This is a genomic window from Streptomyces sp. S3(2020), assembly GCF_013044505.1.
GTDB lineage: Bacteria > Actinomycetota > Actinomycetes > Streptomycetales > Streptomycetaceae > Streptomyces.
The window spans coordinates 40,156-59,029 of sequence record NZ_JABERD010000042.1; the positions used below are offsets into that span (position 1 = coordinate 40,156).

At 68.7% G+C, this 18,874-nt stretch carries 20 protein-coding genes and 1 pseudogene; 13 read left to right on the forward strand and 8 right to left on the reverse strand.

Annotated elements, in window-relative coordinates:
* Positions 1–174 precede the first annotated feature (174 nt).
* A complete protein-coding gene (locus tag HLK59_RS16260; RefSeq protein WP_346779742.1) occupies positions 175–852 on the forward strand; it encodes a hypothetical protein in 678 nt (225 codons plus the stop codon).
* A gap of 629 nt (positions 853–1,481) precedes the next feature.
* Here HLK59_RS16260 and HLK59_RS51020 read toward each other — a convergent pair.
* Positions 1,482–1,730, reverse strand: coding sequence for a LysE family transporter (locus HLK59_RS51020; RefSeq protein WP_240982445.1), 249 nt, complete (start codon positions 1,728–1,730; stop codon positions 1,482–1,484).
* Between the two features lie 5 nt (positions 1,731–1,735).
* A complete protein-coding gene (locus HLK59_RS16270; protein ID WP_240982438.1) occupies positions 1,736–2,221 on the reverse strand; it encodes a transposase in 486 nt (161 codons plus the stop codon).
* 277 nt (positions 2,222–2,498) lie between these two features.
* Between HLK59_RS16270 and HLK59_RS51975 the strand changes: the two genes are divergently transcribed.
* Positions 2,499–2,630 (forward strand): hypothetical protein, encoded by a 132-nt coding sequence (locus tag HLK59_RS51975; RefSeq protein ID WP_277349488.1) that lies wholly within the window; start codon positions 2,499–2,501, stop codon positions 2,628–2,630.
* 65 nt (positions 2,631–2,695) lie between these two features.
* On the opposite strand, the gene HLK59_RS16275 is transcribed toward HLK59_RS51975, so the two are convergent.
* From HLK59_RS16275 to HLK59_RS51025, 3 genes are all read right to left on the reverse strand, one after another.
* The gene (locus HLK59_RS16275) at positions 2,696–3,250 is read right to left on the reverse strand and encodes a hypothetical protein (RefSeq protein WP_171142142.1); all 555 of its coding nucleotides are present in this window, start codon (positions 3,248–3,250) and stop codon (positions 2,696–2,698) included.
* A gap of 573 nt (positions 3,251–3,823) precedes the next feature.
* Positions 3,824–4,273: a hypothetical protein gene (locus HLK59_RS16280; protein WP_171142156.1), complete on the reverse strand. Its 450-nt coding sequence runs from the start codon at positions 4,271–4,273 to the stop codon at positions 3,824–3,826.
* Between the two features lie 560 nt (positions 4,274–4,833).
* Positions 4,834–5,070, reverse strand: a complete 237-nt coding sequence (locus HLK59_RS51025; RefSeq protein WP_240982439.1) for a hypothetical protein — start codon at positions 5,068–5,070, stop codon at positions 4,834–4,836.
* An 837-nt stretch (positions 5,071–5,907) separates the two neighbouring features.
* Between HLK59_RS51025 and HLK59_RS16290 the strand changes: the two genes are divergently transcribed.
* From HLK59_RS16290 to HLK59_RS16305, 4 genes are read left to right on the forward strand one after another with little or no spacing between them, the layout of a single operon-like run.
* Complete coding sequence (locus HLK59_RS16290; RefSeq protein ID WP_171142143.1) at positions 5,908–6,738, forward strand: alpha/beta hydrolase; 831 nt, start codon at positions 5,908–5,910, stop codon at positions 6,736–6,738.
* A gap of 17 nt (positions 6,739–6,755) precedes the next feature.
* Positions 6,756–7,658, forward strand: a complete 903-nt coding sequence (locus tag HLK59_RS16295; protein ID WP_171142144.1) for an alpha/beta hydrolase — start codon at positions 6,756–6,758, stop codon at positions 7,656–7,658.
* Positions 7,655–9,172 carry an FAD-dependent oxidoreductase gene (locus HLK59_RS16300; RefSeq protein ID WP_171142145.1) on the forward strand — a complete coding sequence of 506 codons (1,518 nt, stop codon included), beginning with the start codon at positions 7,655–7,657 and terminating at the stop codon, positions 9,170–9,172. The genes HLK59_RS16295 and HLK59_RS16300 overlap by 4 nt, the downstream gene beginning before the upstream one ends.
* Before the next feature lie 55 nt (positions 9,173–9,227).
* A complete protein-coding gene (locus tag HLK59_RS16305) occupies positions 9,228–10,556 on the forward strand; it encodes an amidohydrolase family protein (protein WP_171142146.1) in 1,329 nt (442 codons plus the stop codon).
* Between the two features lie 344 nt (positions 10,557–10,900).
* Here the strand turns inward: HLK59_RS16305 and HLK59_RS16310 are convergent, their stop codons facing one another.
* Entirely contained in the window at positions 10,901–11,569 is a 669-nt protein-coding gene (locus HLK59_RS16310; protein WP_346779743.1) for a TetR/AcrR family transcriptional regulator C-terminal domain-containing protein, read from the reverse strand.
* 204 nt (positions 11,570–11,773) lie between these two features.
* Here HLK59_RS16310 and HLK59_RS16315 point away from each other — a divergent pair, with 204 nt between their 5' ends.
* On the forward strand, positions 11,774–11,992 hold the full coding sequence (locus HLK59_RS16315) for a hypothetical protein (protein WP_171142147.1): 219 nt from the start codon (positions 11,774–11,776) through the stop codon (positions 11,990–11,992).
* Between the two features lies 1 nt (position 11,993).
* Here HLK59_RS16315 and HLK59_RS16320 read toward each other — a convergent pair whose 3' ends face one another.
* Positions 11,994–12,683 carry a TetR/AcrR family transcriptional regulator gene (locus HLK59_RS16320; protein WP_240982440.1) on the reverse strand — a complete coding sequence of 230 codons (690 nt, stop codon included), beginning with the start codon at positions 12,681–12,683 and terminating at the stop codon, positions 11,994–11,996.
* On the opposite strand from HLK59_RS16320, the gene HLK59_RS16325 reads away from it, so the two are divergent.
* From HLK59_RS16325 to HLK59_RS16335, 3 genes are all read left to right on the forward strand, one after another.
* Positions 12,682–13,200 (forward strand): cupin domain-containing protein, encoded by a 519-nt coding sequence (locus HLK59_RS16325; protein WP_171142148.1) that lies wholly within the window; start codon positions 12,682–12,684, stop codon positions 13,198–13,200. The two genes, HLK59_RS16320 and HLK59_RS16325, sit on opposite strands and share 2 nt — an antisense overlap.
* Positions 13,201–13,447: 247 nt before the next feature.
* Positions 13,448–14,194: an aminoglycoside phosphotransferase family protein gene (locus HLK59_RS16330; RefSeq protein WP_171142149.1), complete on the forward strand. Its 747-nt coding sequence runs from the start codon at positions 13,448–13,450 to the stop codon at positions 14,192–14,194.
* Between the two features lie 719 nt (positions 14,195–14,913).
* Positions 14,914–15,990: an ISAs1 family transposase gene (locus tag HLK59_RS16335; RefSeq protein WP_346779744.1), complete on the forward strand. Its 1,077-nt coding sequence runs from the start codon at positions 14,914–14,916 to the stop codon at positions 15,988–15,990.
* Between the two features lie 342 nt (positions 15,991–16,332).
* Here HLK59_RS16335 and HLK59_RS16340 read toward each other — a convergent pair whose 3' ends face one another.
* Positions 16,333–16,812, reverse strand: coding sequence for an NUDIX domain-containing protein (locus HLK59_RS16340; protein WP_346779745.1), 480 nt, complete (start codon positions 16,810–16,812; stop codon positions 16,333–16,335).
* On the opposite strand from HLK59_RS16340, the gene HLK59_RS52385 reads away from it, so the two are divergent.
* The 3 genes and pseudogenes from HLK59_RS52385 to HLK59_RS16350 form a co-directional block, all read left to right on the forward strand.
* On the forward strand, positions 16,799–16,930 hold the full coding sequence (locus HLK59_RS52385) for a hypothetical protein (RefSeq protein ID WP_346779746.1): 132 nt from the start codon (positions 16,799–16,801) through the stop codon (positions 16,928–16,930). The genes HLK59_RS16340 and HLK59_RS52385 overlap by 14 nt on opposite strands.
* Before the next feature lie 112 nt (positions 16,931–17,042).
* Entirely contained in the window at positions 17,043–18,380 is a 1,338-nt protein-coding gene (locus HLK59_RS16345) for a glycoside hydrolase family 43 protein (protein ID WP_171142151.1), read from the forward strand.
* 173 nt (positions 18,381–18,553) lie between these two features.
* Positions 18,554–18,874, forward strand: a pseudogene (locus HLK59_RS16350) (endonuclease); the annotation flags it as partial.

Genomic DNA, 18,874 nt, shown 5'->3' on the forward strand with positions numbered 1-18,874 from the left:
ACGGGCCAGGTTGGTACGAACAGGTCAAGTCGCCCGGATACGGTCTTCGGTCCATGCCCGCATCTGAACCGATCACTACGGGCGATGGGCCGTTCCGGCTGAGCGGGACCGGTCCCGGACTGACGTCGATACCATCCTCACCAGCGGGACTGGCCGTAGAGGGAGAGGAACGTCGTGGTGCGGGAGTGCTGGTTCTGCGGGAAAGCCACACCGGCGTCGTGGCACGACCGTGTCCTGGGACTGCACCAGGACGCCGACACGACCATGACCCCGTGGATCGTTGTCCTGCGCACCACGTGGCGCCGGGAATTCGTACATGTGCCACGCTGCGCCCGCTGCCACACCGGACATCAGATCGAGCAGACCGCGGCGGTGCTCTCCATAGCCGCGCTGATCGCCTACGCAGCCGGCGGCCAACTGGACCGACTCCTCGGCATTCTGTCGGCTTCAGCCGCAGAGCGGACGGTCGCAGGGATCTGGGCAGTCGTGGCTTGCCTGCCGGGACTCACCTGGCTCGCCATCAGGCGTGGTGGACTGCCCTGGCGGCGCCTGGCACCCCACCGTCTGGGCCACGCCCGCCACCACCCGGAATTCGTGCGACTCCTGGACGAGGGCTGGAAACCCAGGCCGGGTCCCTTTCCCTACTGGGGAAACCCGCCGAACCCCCAATACCCTCCGCGGCCGGGCAGACTCCGGCGGCTCATCGGACGCGTCATCGTCCTGGCCGGAACAGCCTGCGCCATCGCCATCCCCATCGCCTACTTCCAGGGATACGAAGAACTGGCCGGAGGTCTCATCGCGTCGGCGGCAGCGCTGTTCACTCTGTCCTCGAAGATCAACCCCGAGAACTGAACGCACCGGTCAGTGGATCCGGGCGACGCGAGTCTCAACAGGGGCAGGAATCGAGGATGTTGGCTTGGAGTCTGGTGATGTTGGCGGTGCGGAGCCTGGGTTTCATCGCCGGCCGGGGTTCCGCAGCCGACGCGAGGACGCCGACGCTCCGGCCCGTGTCGGATGGTGTCGGCCTCCACCTGAACGCGGCCCTGACACGAAAGACGCAAGCGACTGTGCAGGTCAGGACGTTGAGTGCAGCGGCTGACCGGCGGTCCGACAGACCTTCCACGAACTGCAGCACCGACACCATCGCCAACTGATGCGGCGGCCACGCGGGTTGACCACGCCGCGGGAACAGATCCACGAAATCCTCGTCGTCGAAAAGCGGTCCGACGGCTTCCCGGATCCGACCTCGTCCAGTAACCGAAGCAGTGCTTTGAGGCAGCCGCAGCGACGCCGCTGCCGACGGCGATAAACAGCCAGCCGGTCGTCAGCTCCCAGCGGTGGCGGACCTTCGGGCGGGCGAGGAACGCCCGTAGCCGCGCGGCGACGGCGACCAGGGCGAACCAGTGAGCGACCCCGATGACGAGGTCCAGGGTGCCGAGGAAGAAGATCTGCCGCGATGTCGAACCGCCGCTGTCGACGAACTACGGCAGGATGCTGAGGAAGAACAGCGCCGCCTTGGGATTCAGTACATTGGTGAGAAGGCCCTGGCCGAAGCCGGAGCTCCACCGGCCGCGGGCGGGACCGTCCTGCACCGGAGTTCGCGGGTTGGCACCATCCTCCAGACCGCCAGCCGTCTCTCGCCCGGCGGCCCGCTCGCGAGCAGCCCGTCGCACGGCCAGCACGGCGCGGACGCCCAGGTAGACGAGGTAGGCCGATGCTCCGCAGCACATCCCCGTCACGGAAAGTATCCGTTTGACCGCCTCGGCGGCGACAAGCCATCCCTCCCGAGGCGGCCGTCCGCGTCGGTGAGGACCATGGACTTGACGGCGTTCTGCTCGTTCTTCCCCGAGATGAACTTGTCCCGGTCCTTGCGGCCGGCGGACGGGCGACGGACGCGGATCTCGGTGCCGTCGATGATTCCGGTCTTCTCGTTCTCGCCGAGGTGGTCGACCCCCTCGGCGGGCGTGCGGAGCCGAAGGCCGGGAGCGATGGTGCAGCCCCGCTGGGCCGGCAGCGGCCGTACGTCACCGATCGCGCGCATGATGGTGGAGCGATCTACGTCGAACCAGCAGGCCAGTACGTCGTGGGTGGGGCCATGGCGGAGGTGAATCAGCGTGGCCAGGAGCCGGTCGATGAAGACGAGCTTGTGTTTGGCGCCGGCGCCGACAGCTCTTCGGCGGGGACGCGAGGCGAGTGTCGCCTGGTGTCGCTCGTGCCCCAACGGGCCTATCTCCGCTACGAGTTCCGCGATCACCTCCGAACTCAGTCCGGTGATCTGCTGACTGCGAAGGACCCCTGCACGCGTCCGGTTCCCCACCACGCAGACCTTGATCGACGATCAAGGTCTCGACGCGCCACCGCCAACCATGCACGAACCCGTCAGCTCGACGTTGCACTGACCTGGGGTGACCGTCACGACGCACCGGATGCTCGGCAATAGCACTGACGTGTCATCGCGGGGCGGTAGTGTTGTACGTTTCATCCAACGGGAGGCATTCATGACCAAAATCGTGCGGGCCGTCGCCATCACGGCGGGGATCGTCATCGCGGTCGCGGGCGGCGGGACCGCGATCGCTGCGGACAACGGCGACACCGTGACGGTGGCCATTGTGGCTGGCGCCTACAAGTAGTCGGCCAGCGCCGCGGTCCGCTCTCCGTGGGCGGGCCGCGGCGGATTTGACCCGGTACGAGGCTGTCACGCGCCGCCAGATCTCTCATTTCCTGGCCCTTGCCCCGTTGCGGACGCCGCCCCTGCAACTGTCCATATCGCCATGGCCCACAGGGAAAGCGCAGAAATGAGGCCCACCACGAGGCGAACGCTCTCGTCCGGGCCGTTCGTGAGCCAGACGGTCATGCCCGCCGCCCCGGAAGCGATCAACAGGGCTGCCGGTATTCGCAGCCGGGGCTGCTCGAACACCGCCGCCAACGGCAGGAAGTGGAGCCCAACGACAACCGCGATCAGCGGGGGAACAAGCACCGGCACCCCGACGTGACGGCAGACTGCGGCGATGGCGATGATCAGCAGCCACTGGAGCCCGTTGATCTGATTGAACCGCCGACGTCGGCCAACGGGGAATGGGCCCCCTGCCGACGAGGGAAGGAAACGGCGCGCGGCGAGCATCAGCCCCACCATGACGACACAGCCACTTACCACCAGGACCTGCCGCGTCAACCCGTCGAATGCGCTCGAGCCCAGCAGCCACCAGCCGAGCCCGAACAACGCGAGGAACCCCACCCCTGACTTGAACATGATCGGAACCCTAGGCGCAAGAGCAGCCCGCGGGTCCAAAGATTCTCAACTTAGCGCGGGTCTCGTCGGGCGACGCCCTCATCCGCCTGGCGGCGGCTGAACTCAAGCGACACCGACGCCGGTGCCGCGGTCGTGCCCCTTCGCACCAGAGCCGCAGCCGAACCGGGCGAACGTTGTCTGATGCGGCACTACCCCAACCTCTGCGGTGTGCACGCTGAGCAATGGCTGAGGTCGTCTGGCCGTTCGGGCAGTTGCCCGAAAACAATCAGTGGCCGGTGCGGTGCGGCTGACAGTTCGGGGCTGTGGAGGAAGTCGCACTCCGGCTGAAGGAGCTGCTGCTACCGGCGGTCCAGGACGTTGTGGTGCTGTCGGTGGACGTGAACATCGAGAAGATGGATCCTGCGCCAGCCGCGACCGCGACGCCGCCACCACCGGCCTCACACTGCCCAGGAGCTCAGGCGTCACCGAAGGCCATGCCAACCGGATCGAGATGCTCAAGCGCCGGATGTTCGGCCGAGCCGCCTTCGGCCTGCTGCGCAAGCGAGTACTACTGCGGGCTGAACCCCGACCTCGTTACATACTGATCCAGCAGTACATCCGGTGGCCGCGAGCAGCCGCACTCCCTGCCAGAGCAGCAAGATCTTCCAGGAAACCCGTGAGCCCACTCGGGTCCGACTGAGCGTTGAAGACACCCGACGCGAACCAACCACGTGCCACTTCGCCCAACTGCTTTCGTCCCAAATGGGCTAGCGCATCACAAAAAGAATCAGTAAGGGACAAGCAGACCACGTCGCCGGAACCCACCATTCCTACCAAATGCCCATGCCTCGGATCAGCCTCGATAACATCGGCGTCCCGCCCCGTAATGAGCACCTCGGCAGGCAGCAGCTCGACCACCGGATCGACACCCTTCACGACAAACGAGTCGTACCCCGATCCGATCGGTAGTCCGTCCTCACGAACCACAGCCCGAACGGCGTCCTCATCATCAGCAGCGGCGTAGTACCCGAAGAGAGCTCCCATACAACCGATCATGACACTCACCACCAACAACGAGCCCGGCAGGCAGCCGAACCCGATCACCGATCACCGATCACCGATCACCGATCACCACGCAGCGTCACCGACCACCAAAGCTGAGCCAGAGCCGGAACTCGGGCTCTGGCTCAACTTTGTGAAACACGCAGGCCAGCAGCTCCAACGCTCGCGGTCACGCCGACCCGTCCCGGGCCCTCGCAGGCTGTGACAGGGTTGGCGGCGTGGACTGCGCGGTGCGGCTGCGAAGCATCGAGCAATCGGTTCGTGGTCATCGCCAGATGAACGCCATGCACGTGCGGACGGTCACGCGATCAGCACCAGTGATCCGAGGGAGATTCGGTGGCAAACGAACGCGCGGCATACGACGAGGTCGTGGCAGCCAGGTCGGCGCCCGGTCATCTGCAGTGAGGGATCGCGCGGCCCGGACGGCTGCCATCGGCCAGGGGGTGTGAATAAGCCCGTCCGGCGCAATAGGCGCTCTACCCGCAGTTGCCTCTTCGCGGGGTGTTCGGGATCGGTGACGACCTGCTGGAGGGTCTTCGTAATCAGCCCCGTCCGCCGAGTCGCGCCTGGCCGTCGAAGTCCACGTGCCGCAGCAGCGCGAAGAGTGTCAGCGTCACCGCGGCGCTCATCCCTGCGACCAGGACGTGGCCGGATTGGTAGGCCAGCTGCGGTGGGTAGGGGTCGTCGAGCCGCAGCTGGTACATGGAGTCGACCAGCAGCAGTGCTCCGACGATCAGGCCGACGGCCGCGACGAGCGCCAGCGGGATGATCACGAACACGGTGCGCAGCGGAAAGCGGTGCGCGGGCGCCCGGTGCACCAGACCCCGGCGGGCGAGGGATGCCGTCAGCCCGCCGCCACGGTGTGCGCGGCGACCGCTCTGGAGTATGTGTAGGCGAGGCCGGCAGCGAGGCCGCGAGCCGGTAGGGGACGACGAGGATCAGGCCGAACAGCACGCCCATGGCGATGGTGGTGTGCCCTCTGGGGAAGCTGTTGTGCCGCAAGTCGGGCGGGGCATCGACGAGTTCGGGGCGGGGCAGCACGTACCGCTTGGGCACCTCGGTGATCACCAGTGAGCCGCACACCGTGCCGACGGCCACGGCAGTGAGGGCGGTGCGGCGCCGGACCAGACCGATGACGGCCAGGAGCAGCACCGCCATACCGAGCGAGTAGACCGTGTGTGCTCCAGGGCGCGGCTCGCGTCATGCGCTGCCGCGAGGGGGTCTCGTCGGTCCTGCGGCCGGCCATGACGGCGTTCACCCAGCGCTGCCCGGCCACAGTCAGCACGAACAGGACATACGTCACCCAGCACGACGGCGGAGAGCACAGTGGCGAGCCGCAGCCGGCGGCGGACCCGGGCTTCGAGGCGGTCCTCCGTCTCCGCGGGCGCCGGTCAGGACCCCATGCTCACTCGGACAGACGCGCCCTGGCGCCGCGCGGCCCGGTGCACGGCGAAGAGCCGCCGATTTCTGCCCTTGCCGGAGCACGACCCTGTGACCGCGAAAAGGAGAACCGGCCTGGTGAACGCGGCACTGCCGTCAGCTCCTCGCGCAGCCCCCACCGCGAAACGCGCGCTTCCGCTTGACACAGCCACCTTATTGGATACACCGTAGCCAATATGAACATCTGGTCTGAGCCGCAGCCCGACTCCCGGTTCGTCGCGGTGGACGGCCTGCGGATCCACTACAAACGCGCAGGAAGCGGCCCCCCGCTGGTGCTGCTGCACGGCAGTGCCTCGTCGCTCCAGCATTTCGACCGTGCGGCGGCGCTGCTCGCGCAGTCGTACGACGTCATCCGTCCCGACCTGCCGGCGTTCGGGCTGACCGGCCCGCGCGGGGATCGCGACTACCGCGTCCCTACCTACGCCGGAACCGTGGCGCGTCTCCTGGAGACGCTCGGGGTGCCGCGTTACGCCGTGGCCGGCAATTCACTGGGCGGCAACATCGCCTGGAACCACGCTCTGGACCACCCGGAGCGCCTCAACGGCCTGGTGCTGGTCAACGCCACCGGCTACCCCGAGAAGACGGTGCCGGCCGGCATGCGGCTGACCCGCCACCCGCTCCTGCGTCCGCTGCTTCGCCGGGCGATGCCTCGACGGGCCATCGAACGCAATCTGCGTTCGGCGGTCGGCCCCAGTTCGCGGATCGTGGACGACGCCATGGTGGACCGGGCCTACCAGCTGATGAGTCGGCCCGGGAACCGCTCGGCGTTCGTGGACTTCTGCAACACCGACCAGCCCGACCGCAGCGCCCAGATCTCGCGGATCGCCGTACCCACGCTGGTGCTGCGCAGCGCGAGCAGCGACGGCCAGCACTTCGCCCGGGACATCCGCGGTTCCCAGGAGCTGATCCATCCCGCCGGCGGCCACCTGCTACCGGAGGAGGAACCTCGCTGGTTCGCCGACGCCGTAGAGAAATTCCTCGACTCCTCCGCCGACAACTGCCGCTGACGCCAAGGAGGCTCCCCATGAAGTACTTCGTAGCGGCGGGCGAGGACCGTCGCCTGGACGCGCGCTCACGAAGCGGGCTGCGCGGCAGCTTCGTCGAACTGTCCGACGGCGCGACGCACTACGAGCTGACCGGACCGGAGGACGGAGAGGTCGCCCTGCTGGTCGGTGGCCTCACCATCCCCCTGTTCTACTGGGACGGGCTCGTCCCCGAACTGCACGCCCGCGGCCTGCGCACCCTGGCGTGCAGCGGGTACGGGCGCGGCTACTCCGACCGCGTGAGAGCGACGTACGACGAGACGCTCTTCGTCCGTCAGCTCTCCGAGCTGACCGAGAAGCTCGGCCTGAACCGCCCGCTGCACCTGGTCGGCACCTCCATGGGCGCGCTGATCTCGATGGCGTACGCCGCCCGGCACCGCTCCGCCCTGGCCACCCTCGTCCTGGCCGGACCGGCCGGCCTCGCCCCGCGCAAGGCGATGTCCCCGGACCGGCTGCTGCGCAGTGATCTGCTGGCCGGCCTCGTGGCCCGGCGCCACGGCCTCAAACTGCTCACGGGTCACCTCGGGCACAACGTGCGTGCCCCCGAGAAGGCCGAGAAATTGACGGCGATGGTTCTCGACGCCTACCGCTTCGAGGGCTCGCTCTACGCCTTCTTCGACACACTGCAGCACCTGCCCCTCTCCGGCCGCGACGACCTCTACCGGCACACCGGGGCCCTGGACATTCCGACCCTGCTGCTGTGGGGCGCGGACGACCACGTCACGCCCATCGACCAGTTCGAACCGGCCCGCGCGCTGCTCAAACCACGACAACACCACGTGATCCACGACTGCGGGCACATGGCGCCCTTTGAACACCCCCACGAGGTCGCCGACCGGATCGCCTCCTTCGTGGCATCCAGCAAGGAAAGGCTCGACTCATGAACGACACCCAGCCGATCGACGTCCTGATCGTCGGAGCGGGCCCGGCCGGTTCGGCGCTCGCGATCGATCTCGTACGACGCGGTCTCGACGTCCGAATCGTCGACAAGGCCCCGCACGCCTTCGAGGGCTCACGGGCCAAGGGCGTCCAGCCCCGCACCCTGGACGTCCTCGACGACCTCGGCGCGCTCGACGACGTGCTGGCCGGCGGCAGTGTCTATCCCAAGCTCGGCCTCCACGGCGGACCGCTCACCATCCCGTGGAAGATGTTCCCGCACAGAGAACCCACCTCGGACGTCCCCTACCCCAACACCTGGCTGATCCCGCAGTACCGCACCGACCGCGCCCTGCACGCCCGGCTCCGACAGCTGGGCCACGACGTCGAGTTCGGCCGGGAGATGGTCGAGCTGACGCAGGACGCGGACACGGTCACCGTCAAGGTGGCGGGCGCGAACGGCGTCGAGGAGATCACGGCCCGCTACGTCGTGGGAACCGACGGCGGTGCCAGCAGTGTCCGCAGGGGGCTCGCCTTCGACTTCGCCGGGTCGACCGACGAGAGCGACCGGATGCTCATCGTCGACGCCACCACCACGGGCCTGGCCCGCAACCGGTGGCACATGTGGCCCCGCCCGGGCGGACGCCTCGTCGGCGCCTGCCCGATCCCCCACGGTGACGCTTTCCAGTGGATCATCCGGCTGACGCCGGACGAGGAACCGCCCCGGGACAAGGACGCCATCGTCCGACGGATCAGGGAGCACACCCACGACCGGCGCATCGAGCTGCACGACATCCACTGGACGTCGGTGTTCCGGCCCAACATCCGTCTCGCCGAACACTACGGACGGGGACGCGTCCTCCTCGCCGGCGACGCCGCGCACGTCCACACCCCTGCCGGTGCCCAGGGGCTGAACACCGGCATCCAGGACGCCTACAACCTCGGCTGGAAGATCGCCCAGGTTCTCGCCGGGGCCGACGCCCGGCTGCTGGACACCTACGAGGCCGAGCGGCAGCCGATCGCCGCCGGCGTGCTCGGGCTGTCCACCGAGCAGTGGGCCGGGATCGCCAAGCTGGACCCGTCCAGCATGAAGCGCGGCAAGGACGAACAGCAGCTCGCCCTGACCTACTTCGGCGGCCCGCTCGCCCCCGCCGACGGCGAGCACACCACCACGCTGCGAGTGGGAGACCGCGCCCCGGACGCCGAACTGCTCGGTGCCGACGGCGGGCAGACGCGGCTCTTCGACCTGCTGCGCGGGCCCGAATTCACCGCGATCGCCTACGGCGCCGGTGCCGCACACGACCTCAAGAACCTCAACTGGCCGACTTCAGGCGCCCAGTTGAAGACAATCGCCATCGGCCCAGACGGCGCCCTCTCCGACCCCTCGAACACGCTGCGGCGCGCGTACGGCCTGGCCGGCGACACCCTGCTGCTGATCCGCCCCGACGGCTACATCGGGCACATCGCCACCCGGGACTTCCTCACCACCACACACAAGGCCGCGCAGACGATGACACCGTAGGCAAGGAGAGCCGCACCATGTCCCACCAGAGCCGCACCCCCACCGGGGACGACGCATGAGCCGTACGCTCCTTCGGGGGGCGCGGGTCATCACGATGACCCCGGACCGTCCCGACGCCGAACGGGTCGACGTCCTCGTCGACGGCGACCGCATCGAGGCCGTCGGCGAGAACCTGCCGGCCGCCGGCGCGGAGGTCGTCGACCTCTCCGGCCGCATCGTCATCCCCGGCCTGATCAACGCCCATCTGCACACCTGGCAGACGGCACTCAGGTCGGTGGGCGCCGACTGGACGCTCGTGGAGTACCTGACCCACCTGCACGGCGAGTGCGTCGGGCACTACACCCCGGACGACATGCACGTCAGTAATCTCGCCGGAGCGCTGAACCAGATCAACTCCGGTACGACCACCCTCGGTGACTGGTGCCACAACAGTCTCACCCCCGAGCACGCCGACGCCGCCGTCGAGGGACTCGTCCGGTCCGGTATCCGCGCCGCCTTCCTGCACGGCACCCCCTACCGTGCCCCCGACATCCCGCACCCGCTCGCCGAGATCGACCGGCTGCTCGACGGCCCCGCGGGCCGCCATCCCCTCCTCACCCTCGGCATGGCCCTACAGGGGCCGCAGTACTCCACTCCCGACACCGCGGTGACCGACTTCCGGGCCGCCGCCGAACGCGGTCTCGTCGCGTCCCTGCACCAGAGCGGCGGCGAACCCTCGCCCGGCTGGGAAGCACTGCGCACGGCTCGGCTGTTCGGCCCCCGCACCAACGTCGTGCACGGAATCGACCTCCCCGAGGACTGGATCAGGACCCTGGTCGACGCCGGTGTCACCTTCACGGCCACCCCCGAGAACGAACTCGGCCAGGGCCACGGCACCCCCGTCACCGGCCCGCTGCTGCGGCTGGGCGCGGCGCCTTCCCTCGGCACCGACGTGGACACCGTCGTACCCGGCACACTCCTGACCGCCACGCGCATCGCACTCGCCCACCAGCGCGCCCTCGACCACGCCCGGCACCGCCGGACCACCGGCGGGCATGCCGACAAGCCCTCGGTCACCGGCAGGCAGGCGCTGGCATGGGCAACGGTCGAAGGGGCCAGGGCACTCGGGCTGGCCGATCGCGTCGGCCGGATCGCGGAGGGCATGCAGGCCGACCTCGTGGCCGTCGACGCCCGGGCCCTCAACCTCTGGCCCGCCCACGATCCCGTCGCCACGGTCGTGCACGCCGACATCGCGAACATCGAAGCGGTGATGATCGCAGGACGGTGGCGCAAACGCGACCACACCCTGCTCGCGACCGACCTCGACGTTCTGAAGGACCGCCTGCGCGAGTCCGGGGAACGGCTCCTGCACACGATGCACGGACCGGGCAGCGAACAAGGCTGACGCACACCGGCACGGCCCCGGTGAAGGAAAGCTCCTCGCGCCGACCCGCGTCTCCCCCGCCTGGGTCGGCGCGAGGTTCCACGTCCTTCTGCCGTCAGCGGCCACGTCACCCAGCGCTGACCGCGGGGCAGATAGTGAAGGAAGCCATCACGGTCCTGGACACCGCCGGCGACCTCGTTCTGCGGGCCGCTGACGCCGTCTGCCGGGAAAGTCAGGCTTCCTCGTCCGAGCGAGAACGAGTGGCGGAGTCGTCGAAGGACAGGATGGGTTCAGACCGCCAGCGATCACACCATCCGGATGGATCAGCGTTCTGGGGGTCCGCGAACCGGACCCGCCGACGGCGGTCAGCCCTCGTCGCGCAGGTCGCCGAGGCCTCTGAGGAGCAGGTCGAGACCAAAGGCGAACTCCTCGTCCAGCGGCAGCGGCAACGAGCCCGCCACCGTGGCCGTCGCCGGGAACCGGGCCCGGTCCATGCTCTTGAAGAGGGCGGACAACTGCGCGTCGTCGGAGCCCTCGGCGCTGCCGTGCCCGTGGACCTGGATGGCGAAGCCCAGGACATAGCGGGCCAGCGTGGCGTATCCGTGGGCCGCGACTCCTGGTGCGAAGCCGCTGTCGAGCAGGACCGCCACACAGCGCTCACGCACCAGCATCGCGTTGGGACCGATCGGGCTCTGCTCGACCATCAGACGTGCCGCGTTCCGGTGCCTGCCCAGTGCGTCGAACATCAGGTGCGCGACCTTCCGCAGCGCCTGCTGCCAGCCCATCGCGGCGAGTTCCTCACTCGTCAGGTCCACGGAGCCGAACATGCGGTCGACCACATGGGTCACCAGCGCCGCTCGGCTGTCGAAATGCCGGTACAGCGTTGCCGTACCCGACCCGAGTCGCTGCGCAAGCGCCCGCATCGACAGGGCGTCCGCGCCCTCCTCGTCCACGATCTGCAACGCGGTGGCGACGATCCGGTCCAGCGGAACAGGCGGCCGCCCCGGAGAACGCCGAGCCGCGCCCCCGCTCACGCGCGTGGAATCACCTGCTGCTGTCACGGAACCGTCCAACCTCCCCTGACGAGCCACTCAACAGCACCACCGTATCCGCTCCGAGCACCCGGGGTGTCAGCCGATCGCCCGCTCAAGGACCTGGCTGGTGGACGTCGTGGTCGTGGGCGGGCGTCCGTGAATTCGACGACGCGCGGGTACTTGTAGGCGGCGAACTCGTCCTCTGTGGCGAATTCTTTCGGGCTCCGGCGCAAGTTCCGGGCTCTGTGGGACGTCGAAGTCGGCGCGGCCGTACGCCGGTCTCTTCTGGAGCTTGATTCTGTTGACGTGGTGGCGGACGATTTCGATGTCTCCGCGATAGCCCAGCATGGCTCGCAGGCTGTCGCGGCGTTCGATACGTTCGTCGACAGCCAGGAGTCGACGCATCAGATCTGGTGGCGCTGATTCAGTTTGCTGCGCTGACCTCCTTGACCAGCGCGGCCATGGCCTTGACCGCCTCACTGTCTTCGAGTCCTTGTTCCCGGCACAGTGAATGCCATGTGGTGAAGTCCGCCGCGTGTCCGATCGCCGCGCGTCGCATCCGATCGCCCTCCCCCACTGACGCACCCACCAGAACCTCGATGTACCGCCGGTTCGTTTCCTCCCACGCCTGCCGGATCAGCTCCGGGACGGCGTGCTGGTCGCGGACGCCCAGCGTCAGCATCCGCTCTCCGCCGCGATAGAAGCGGTAGAGGTCGGTGAGCCCGATCCGCAGCCGCTCGTCGGGATCCTCGACAGCGGCCCATTCCTCCGGCCGGGGCAGCGTCTGCTGCGACAGCCAGTGTCCGGAGCACGCGGCGAACAGCGCCGGCTCATCGGGGAAATGCCGGTAGACGGTCAGCCGCGTCACCCCTGCACGCTCGGCGATCGCCGCGATGCTGGTCGCCGCGGGGCCGGTGGTGCCGTGCAGGTACACGGCGGCTTCGACGATGCGCTGCCGGGTGCGGCCGACGTCCTCGGCGCGCTTGCGCATCTCGTAGCCCCGCGATTTGACTGAACGATGCTGTTCACTCAACTTGCCGCCTCGTGGTCCGGGGTGGACACTTTTAATAGAACACCAGTGTATCTCGAAATCGATCAGAGGAGTGATCGCCATGACCGAGGACCTGGTCCCTCCGCTCACGGTCGTCCGCCCCGGCGAGGGCGCCGAGGGCTTCCTCGGTTCCATCGGGGTGATCTTCAAGCTCTGGGGTGCCGATACCAACGGCGCCCTGTCGGTCGTCGAGCACCCGTTCCCGGTCGGCGCGCTGGTGCCGCCGCACCTGCACACCCGCGAGGACGAGTACTCGATCGTCACCGAAGGCGAGATCGGCTTCCGCTCCGGCGACCGCGAAGCCGTACTGGGCCCCGGCGGCTACATCACCAAGCCGCGCGGCGAACTGCACGCCATGTGGAATGCCGGCCCGGTCCCCGCCCGCATGATCGAGATCATCAGCCCGGCCGGTTTCGAGAACTGCTTCCGCGAGATCGCCGAGATGCTCGCCGACGGCCCGCCGCCGTCCACCGACGCGATCCCGGCACTCGTGGCCAAGTACGGGCTCGAATTCGGCCAGCCAAAGTGGCTGCCGGACGTCATCTCGCGATTCGGGCTCACACCGCCACCGGGAGCGTAAACCCACAACCCGCTGACCAGCCGGAACACCACAGCCGAGAGAAACGCCCTCTGGGCCACCACCCTGGTACGCCTTGTCCGCCCAGCACTTGATGTCGCCGCCGGCCAGCGAGTAGCCCACCCGGCGGGGAATTGACGCCGGGACAGGTGATCGGCAGGCACGCCTCAACTGCCCACGCGGTCAGCCGCGTAGTCCCACGTGAGAAACCTGGCGACGTCGGCGATCACCCCCGGGATACTGGTCGCCCATGGATGAGGTCAAAGTCGTCGTCGCCCATTCCGAGCGCGCGACTCTGCGCGTCGGCGATGTGTTTCTGAAGGTGGACGCCGATCAGACACGCATCGATGTCGAGGTCGAGACGATGGCCCTGGCACCGGTCCCGACCCCGGAGGTCCTGTGGCGCAAGCCGCCCGTCCTCGCACTCGCCGCACTACCGGGGACGACCCTTGGGCGCCTCGGCGGGCCCTCGACCGGGTCGCCGTCGGCGTGGGCCGCGGCGGGCGCCGCCATCCGGAAGCTCCATGACGCGCCGTTGCCGTCCCGGTCGGGCCAAGCCGGCCGGAGCATCGTCGCGCTGGCGGCGGAACTCGACGACGAGTGCGAGTTGCTCGTGACGAACGGCGTCCTGCCCGCGGACCTGGTCACCCGCAACCGCCAGATCGCCGAGGCCGCGCTGCGCCCGTGGACTCCGGCGTTCACGCACGGCGACCTGCAGATCGCGCACGTCTTCGCCGATGGCGACGAGGTCACGGGCATCATCGACTGGTCCGAGGCAGGCCAGGGTGATCCCTTGTACGACCTCGCCACCTTCACACTCGGACACGAGGGGCATCTCGGCGACGTCACCGCCGGCTATGGCACCGACGTCGACCTCGACGTGATCCGCGCGTGGTGGTCGTTGCGAAGCCTGCTGGTGGTTCGCTGGCTGATCGAGCACGGCTTCGACCCGTTCGCGCCGGGCTGTGAGGTCGACGTGCTGAAATCCCGGATGTGAGGCTGCGCAGGCCCGACTGCCACATACTCTGGAACGCTCGCCGGACCGCGCCGCGGCTCTCGTCCGGCGTCTACGACGACGTTCTGGCCGGCATGATCAGTCTCAGCCGGGCGGCCGGAGAACGGGATGACGACGCCGAGTGCTTCGCCCGGGCGGAACTCGCCGTCGAGGCCGGCCTGCACGGGGGCACCCTCGCGGGGCGCACCGAGACCCTGGTCTGCCAGACCCGGACGTACCTCGACCGATGGCCGGCCAGACTCACGGACAGAACCCGTCGGGTACGGTCGGCAGAACAGGGCGAGCAGGCGCGGCCGGGCCACTACCCACGGCCGAAACGCCGAGCCGACCCCTGCACCCTCCCCGGCGGAGGCATCCAGCACCGCTCCAAGGAGACCAATCCTGGTCCCCCGAGTGCTGTGTTTCGCCGAAGACGACAGCCCCTGGGTAGTCCGCAGGGCCCTTGAGAAGTCTTGAGGTGGGTGGTTCGCCTGCTGGGCACCGGATGTGATGTCTTGTCAGCTTCTGTCGGCAGCAACCTTGGACGCAGAACAGGCATGGATGCTGGTGATCATGTGGGTGTCGAGTCCGTATGACCACCGAGCGAGTCCATGCCTGCGTACCCATCGTCCCGCATGCCGTCATGTCTCCAGCAACTGGGGGACGCCTCCAGTCCCATCCCGCTGAAAACGGTCGCTGACCTGCGGAATTATCTAGCCACGGTGCCTGACCCACGGGCCCGTCGAGGTATCCGTCACCCATGGACGGCCCTGCTCACCGCTGCGGCCGCCGCCGTTCTGGCCGGCGCTGCCTCGATCACAGCGATCGGCGAGTGGGTCACCGACGCCCCGCAGCGCGTCCTGGCCCTGCTCGGATTCCGGCCTGATCCGCTGACCGGCCTGATCCGCCCGCCCCACGCCACGACCATCCGCCTGGTCCTGGCCGCCGCGGACGGTGACGCACTGGACCGCGCCATCGGACACTTCCTCCAGGAACGCAGGGCCCCAGCCCCGGGACGGAAGATCATCGCCGTCGACGGCAAGACTCTCCGCGGTTCCCGCACCGCGAAACAGCCGGCCATCGCCCTGTTCGCAGCGATGACACACAGCGGCCAGGTCCTCGCCCAACGACAGATCGACGGGAAGAGCAACGAGATCCCGGCCTTCGCTCCCCTCCTGGACAGCATCGATCTGGCCAGCGCCGTCATCACCGCCGACGCCCTGCACACCCAGCATGACCACGCCACCTACCTGCACAAACGCGGAGCCCACTACCTCGCCGTGGCGAAACGGAACCACCCCGCTCTCCACGAGAGCGTCCGGCGCCTGCCCTGGCGCGACGTCCGCCTGGACCACCACGAACGCGGACGGGCCCACCACCGCGACGAGATCCGCCGTCTGAAGACCGCCACGTTCGCCCACCTCGACTACCCCCACGCCCGCCAGGCCCTCCAAGTCGTGCGCCGGAGACGCGATCTGGGCACGGGCAAGCTGACGATCGAGCGGATCTACCTGGTCACGAGCCTGCCACCCGGCGCGGCCACGGATCCAGGCAGCGAACTCGCCACCTGGATCCGTGGCCACTGGCGCATCGAGAACCAGCTGCACCACGTCCGCGACCGCACCTTCCACGAGGACGCCTCGAAGACCCGCACCCGCCGCCTGCCCCGCGTCATGGCCGGCCTGCGCAACCTCGCCATCGGCGTCCACCGCCAGGACGGCCACAGCAACATCGCAGCCGCCCTCCGCCGCACCGGCCGCGACCACCTGCGGCCTCTCATCGCCCTCGGACTGGCCTGACGAACCCGGACACAAGATCACTTCTCAAAGAGCCTGGCCCGATCCTCCGCAACCACATTCCTCAACCGGCCGACGCAGGCAACGGTGGGTAAATTCACGACGTCCGCTGCCCAGTCACCCGCCGTGACGGATCACGAAGCCCAGACGACTGTCGCCGGTCGAGGTACCGCGGCGGCGGGGTAGACCCGCTGGCGGTTGAGGCGACGAGCCATCAGCGTGACGGCCGCGAGGGCGAGCATCGCCCCACTGTGCTCGGACAAGGAGCCGTGAACTGCGCTCAGCTGGACCGAACGGGTTCGCGCCGGCAGAACGGGCGGGCGCGGACCGTCTCTTCTCTGCTCTTCATCCGCGCAGGACGACCGGGCGCACGGGTGCACCGTTGCGAGGACGTCGGTGATGAGGTCGGCGAGGCCGACGGGATAAGACCGTGTCCGCCGTGTCGCGCAGCTCCGGGAGGGTCCACCAGCGGTGCTCGCGGATGTTGTCGGGCTGCGTGGCGCGGGCGGGGTCGACGTCGGCCGCGGAGACGCGGGTGAGGAAGTGCCGCTCCACCTGACGTACTTGGTGACCGCCGATCATGTGGTCCCTGCTGCGCTCGGCGAGTTGGAGCCCGAGTGCGATTGCCTGCTTCTCGATGCCGAGCCCTTCACCCAGCTCGCGGGCTGTCGCCGCGGCGTGGTCTCCCGCGCCCTCTTCCTCCAGGCAGCCGCCGGGCGTTGCCCAGAAGCCGCCGTTCTCGTCGTACCGCAGAAGTCGGTGACCCGGACCAGGCGAAGGACTGGTGACGGCACCGGGCGGTCGCGCGCCGGTGAAGGTGGTCACCGACCTCACCGGCACGGTGCTGCGGATCAAACCCCTCGGGTCCTGCACGGCGAACGTCGAGCGGACGTTCCTGATCTTCTCGGTGAGTGTGAACGGGCCATGGGAGCACGGGTATTGACGCTCGCCTCTACCCCCTCCTACGGTTCCTTCGACACCACGAACATCGTTCGACATCTCGAATATGCCGGTGACGGACCTCCCCCACCGAAGGCAAAAGGGACGAGCCGCCCATGCCTTTTCCGCCCAGACACCTGCTGATTCCGCTGACCCTGGCCGCGCTGGCGTGCACCGCCCTGCCCGCCCGGGCCACGCCCCCATCGCCGCCTAGCCCCGAACTCACCGAAGCCGCCGCCGCGTTGACCGTCCGGGACGCCGACGACGTACGCGGCTACCTCACCCTCCCCACAGCGTCCCTGCACGACGCGACCGTGAAGTGGGCCTCGAACAGGCCTCGGAACGTCACCCCCACCGGCGAGGTGAACCGCCCCGCCCACGGCCGCGCCCCTGCTCACGTCACCTTGCCGGCCACCATCCAGCTCGACCACCGCCAGGTCAAGCGACGCTTCGACCTGACCGTCCGCCCGCTCCCGGAACGGAAGCCGATGGAGGGATACTTCTTCCCCTACTTCGCCGGCGAGCGTTACGCCGACGGCGAGCAGGTGTACTTCGGCGCCTCCCACGGCAACGACCCGCTGCACTGGGACGACCTCAACGGCAACCAGCCGGTGCTCACCTCCTCGCTCGGCGAGAAGGGCGTACGCGACCCCTTCATCATCCGCTCCCCCGAGGGCGACAGGTTCTTCCTCGTCGCCACCGACCTCAAGATCAACGGCGGCAACGGCTGGGGCTACGAGATGCGCTTCGGCAGCAAGTACCTGGAGGTCTGGGAGTCCACCGATCTCGTGCACTGGTCCGAGCAGCGGCACGTGAAGGTCTCCGGCGACCAGGTGGGCATGACCTGGGCGCCTGAGGCGACCTGGGATCCCAGGCTGGGGGCTTACGTCGTGTACTGGGCCTCCAACCTCTACGCGGCCGAGGACACCGAGCACACCGGCAGCACGTATCCGCGCATGATGTACGCCACCACGCGGGACTTCCGCGCCTTCAGCGAGCCGAAGGTCTGGAACGACCCTGGCGGCGGTGTCATCGACGCGACCGTGGCCAAGGACGGCGACTGGTACTACCGCGTCACCACCGATGACAAGGTCGTCGGATCCTGCGCCCGGGACGTCGTACTGGAGCGCTCCCGCACCCTGACGGCCGTCGACACCCCCGGCACGACGCTGCGCAAATGGGAGCTGGTCGACGACTGCGTCCGCACCGGTGTCGGAACCAACTGGGTCGAGGGGCCGACGGTGTTCAAGGACAACACAGGTGACGGCTGGTGGGTATTCATGGACGAGGCCTCCGGACGCGGCTACCTGCCCTTCCACACCGACAGCCTCGCCGAGCCGACCTGGTCACTGCCGAGCGACTACGCGCTCCCCTCGCGCCCTCGGCACGGAACGGTCCTGCCCGTCACCGCGGAGGAGCTGGCGCGGGTGCGTGCCGCGTATCCGAATCCCTGAACGGTCCGGTCCGCGCCGTGTACCCCACGCAGCGCGGAGCCGAATCGTCGAGATCCGGACGAGACCTCCTGTGAATCGGCGTCCGCCCTCTCGACAAGCCCTGGGTAACCAGCGGTAACTTCCGCCGTGTTCTGACTGCAACCGCTTTCCCTCTCCCCAGGAGCCACACCCCCATGCGCAGACTCCTCGCCTGTCTGACGACGGCAGCCGCCGTTCTCGGCGGGCTCACCGCGGCCGCCCCGTCCGCGGCGGCCGCCGACTCCGGCACCTTCAGCGTCCTCAGCTACAACGTGGCCGGCCTGCCCGAGGCCATCTCCAGCGCCCCGACGCCCCGCGAGTCCAGCACCACGACGATCGGCCAGCGCATAGCGCCGTACGACATCGTCCACGCCCAGGAGGACTTCAACTACCACGCCTACCTCTACGCCGCCGACACCGCACACCCCTACCGCACCGCCACCAGCGGCGGCGCCGGCATCGGCAGCGGCCTCAAC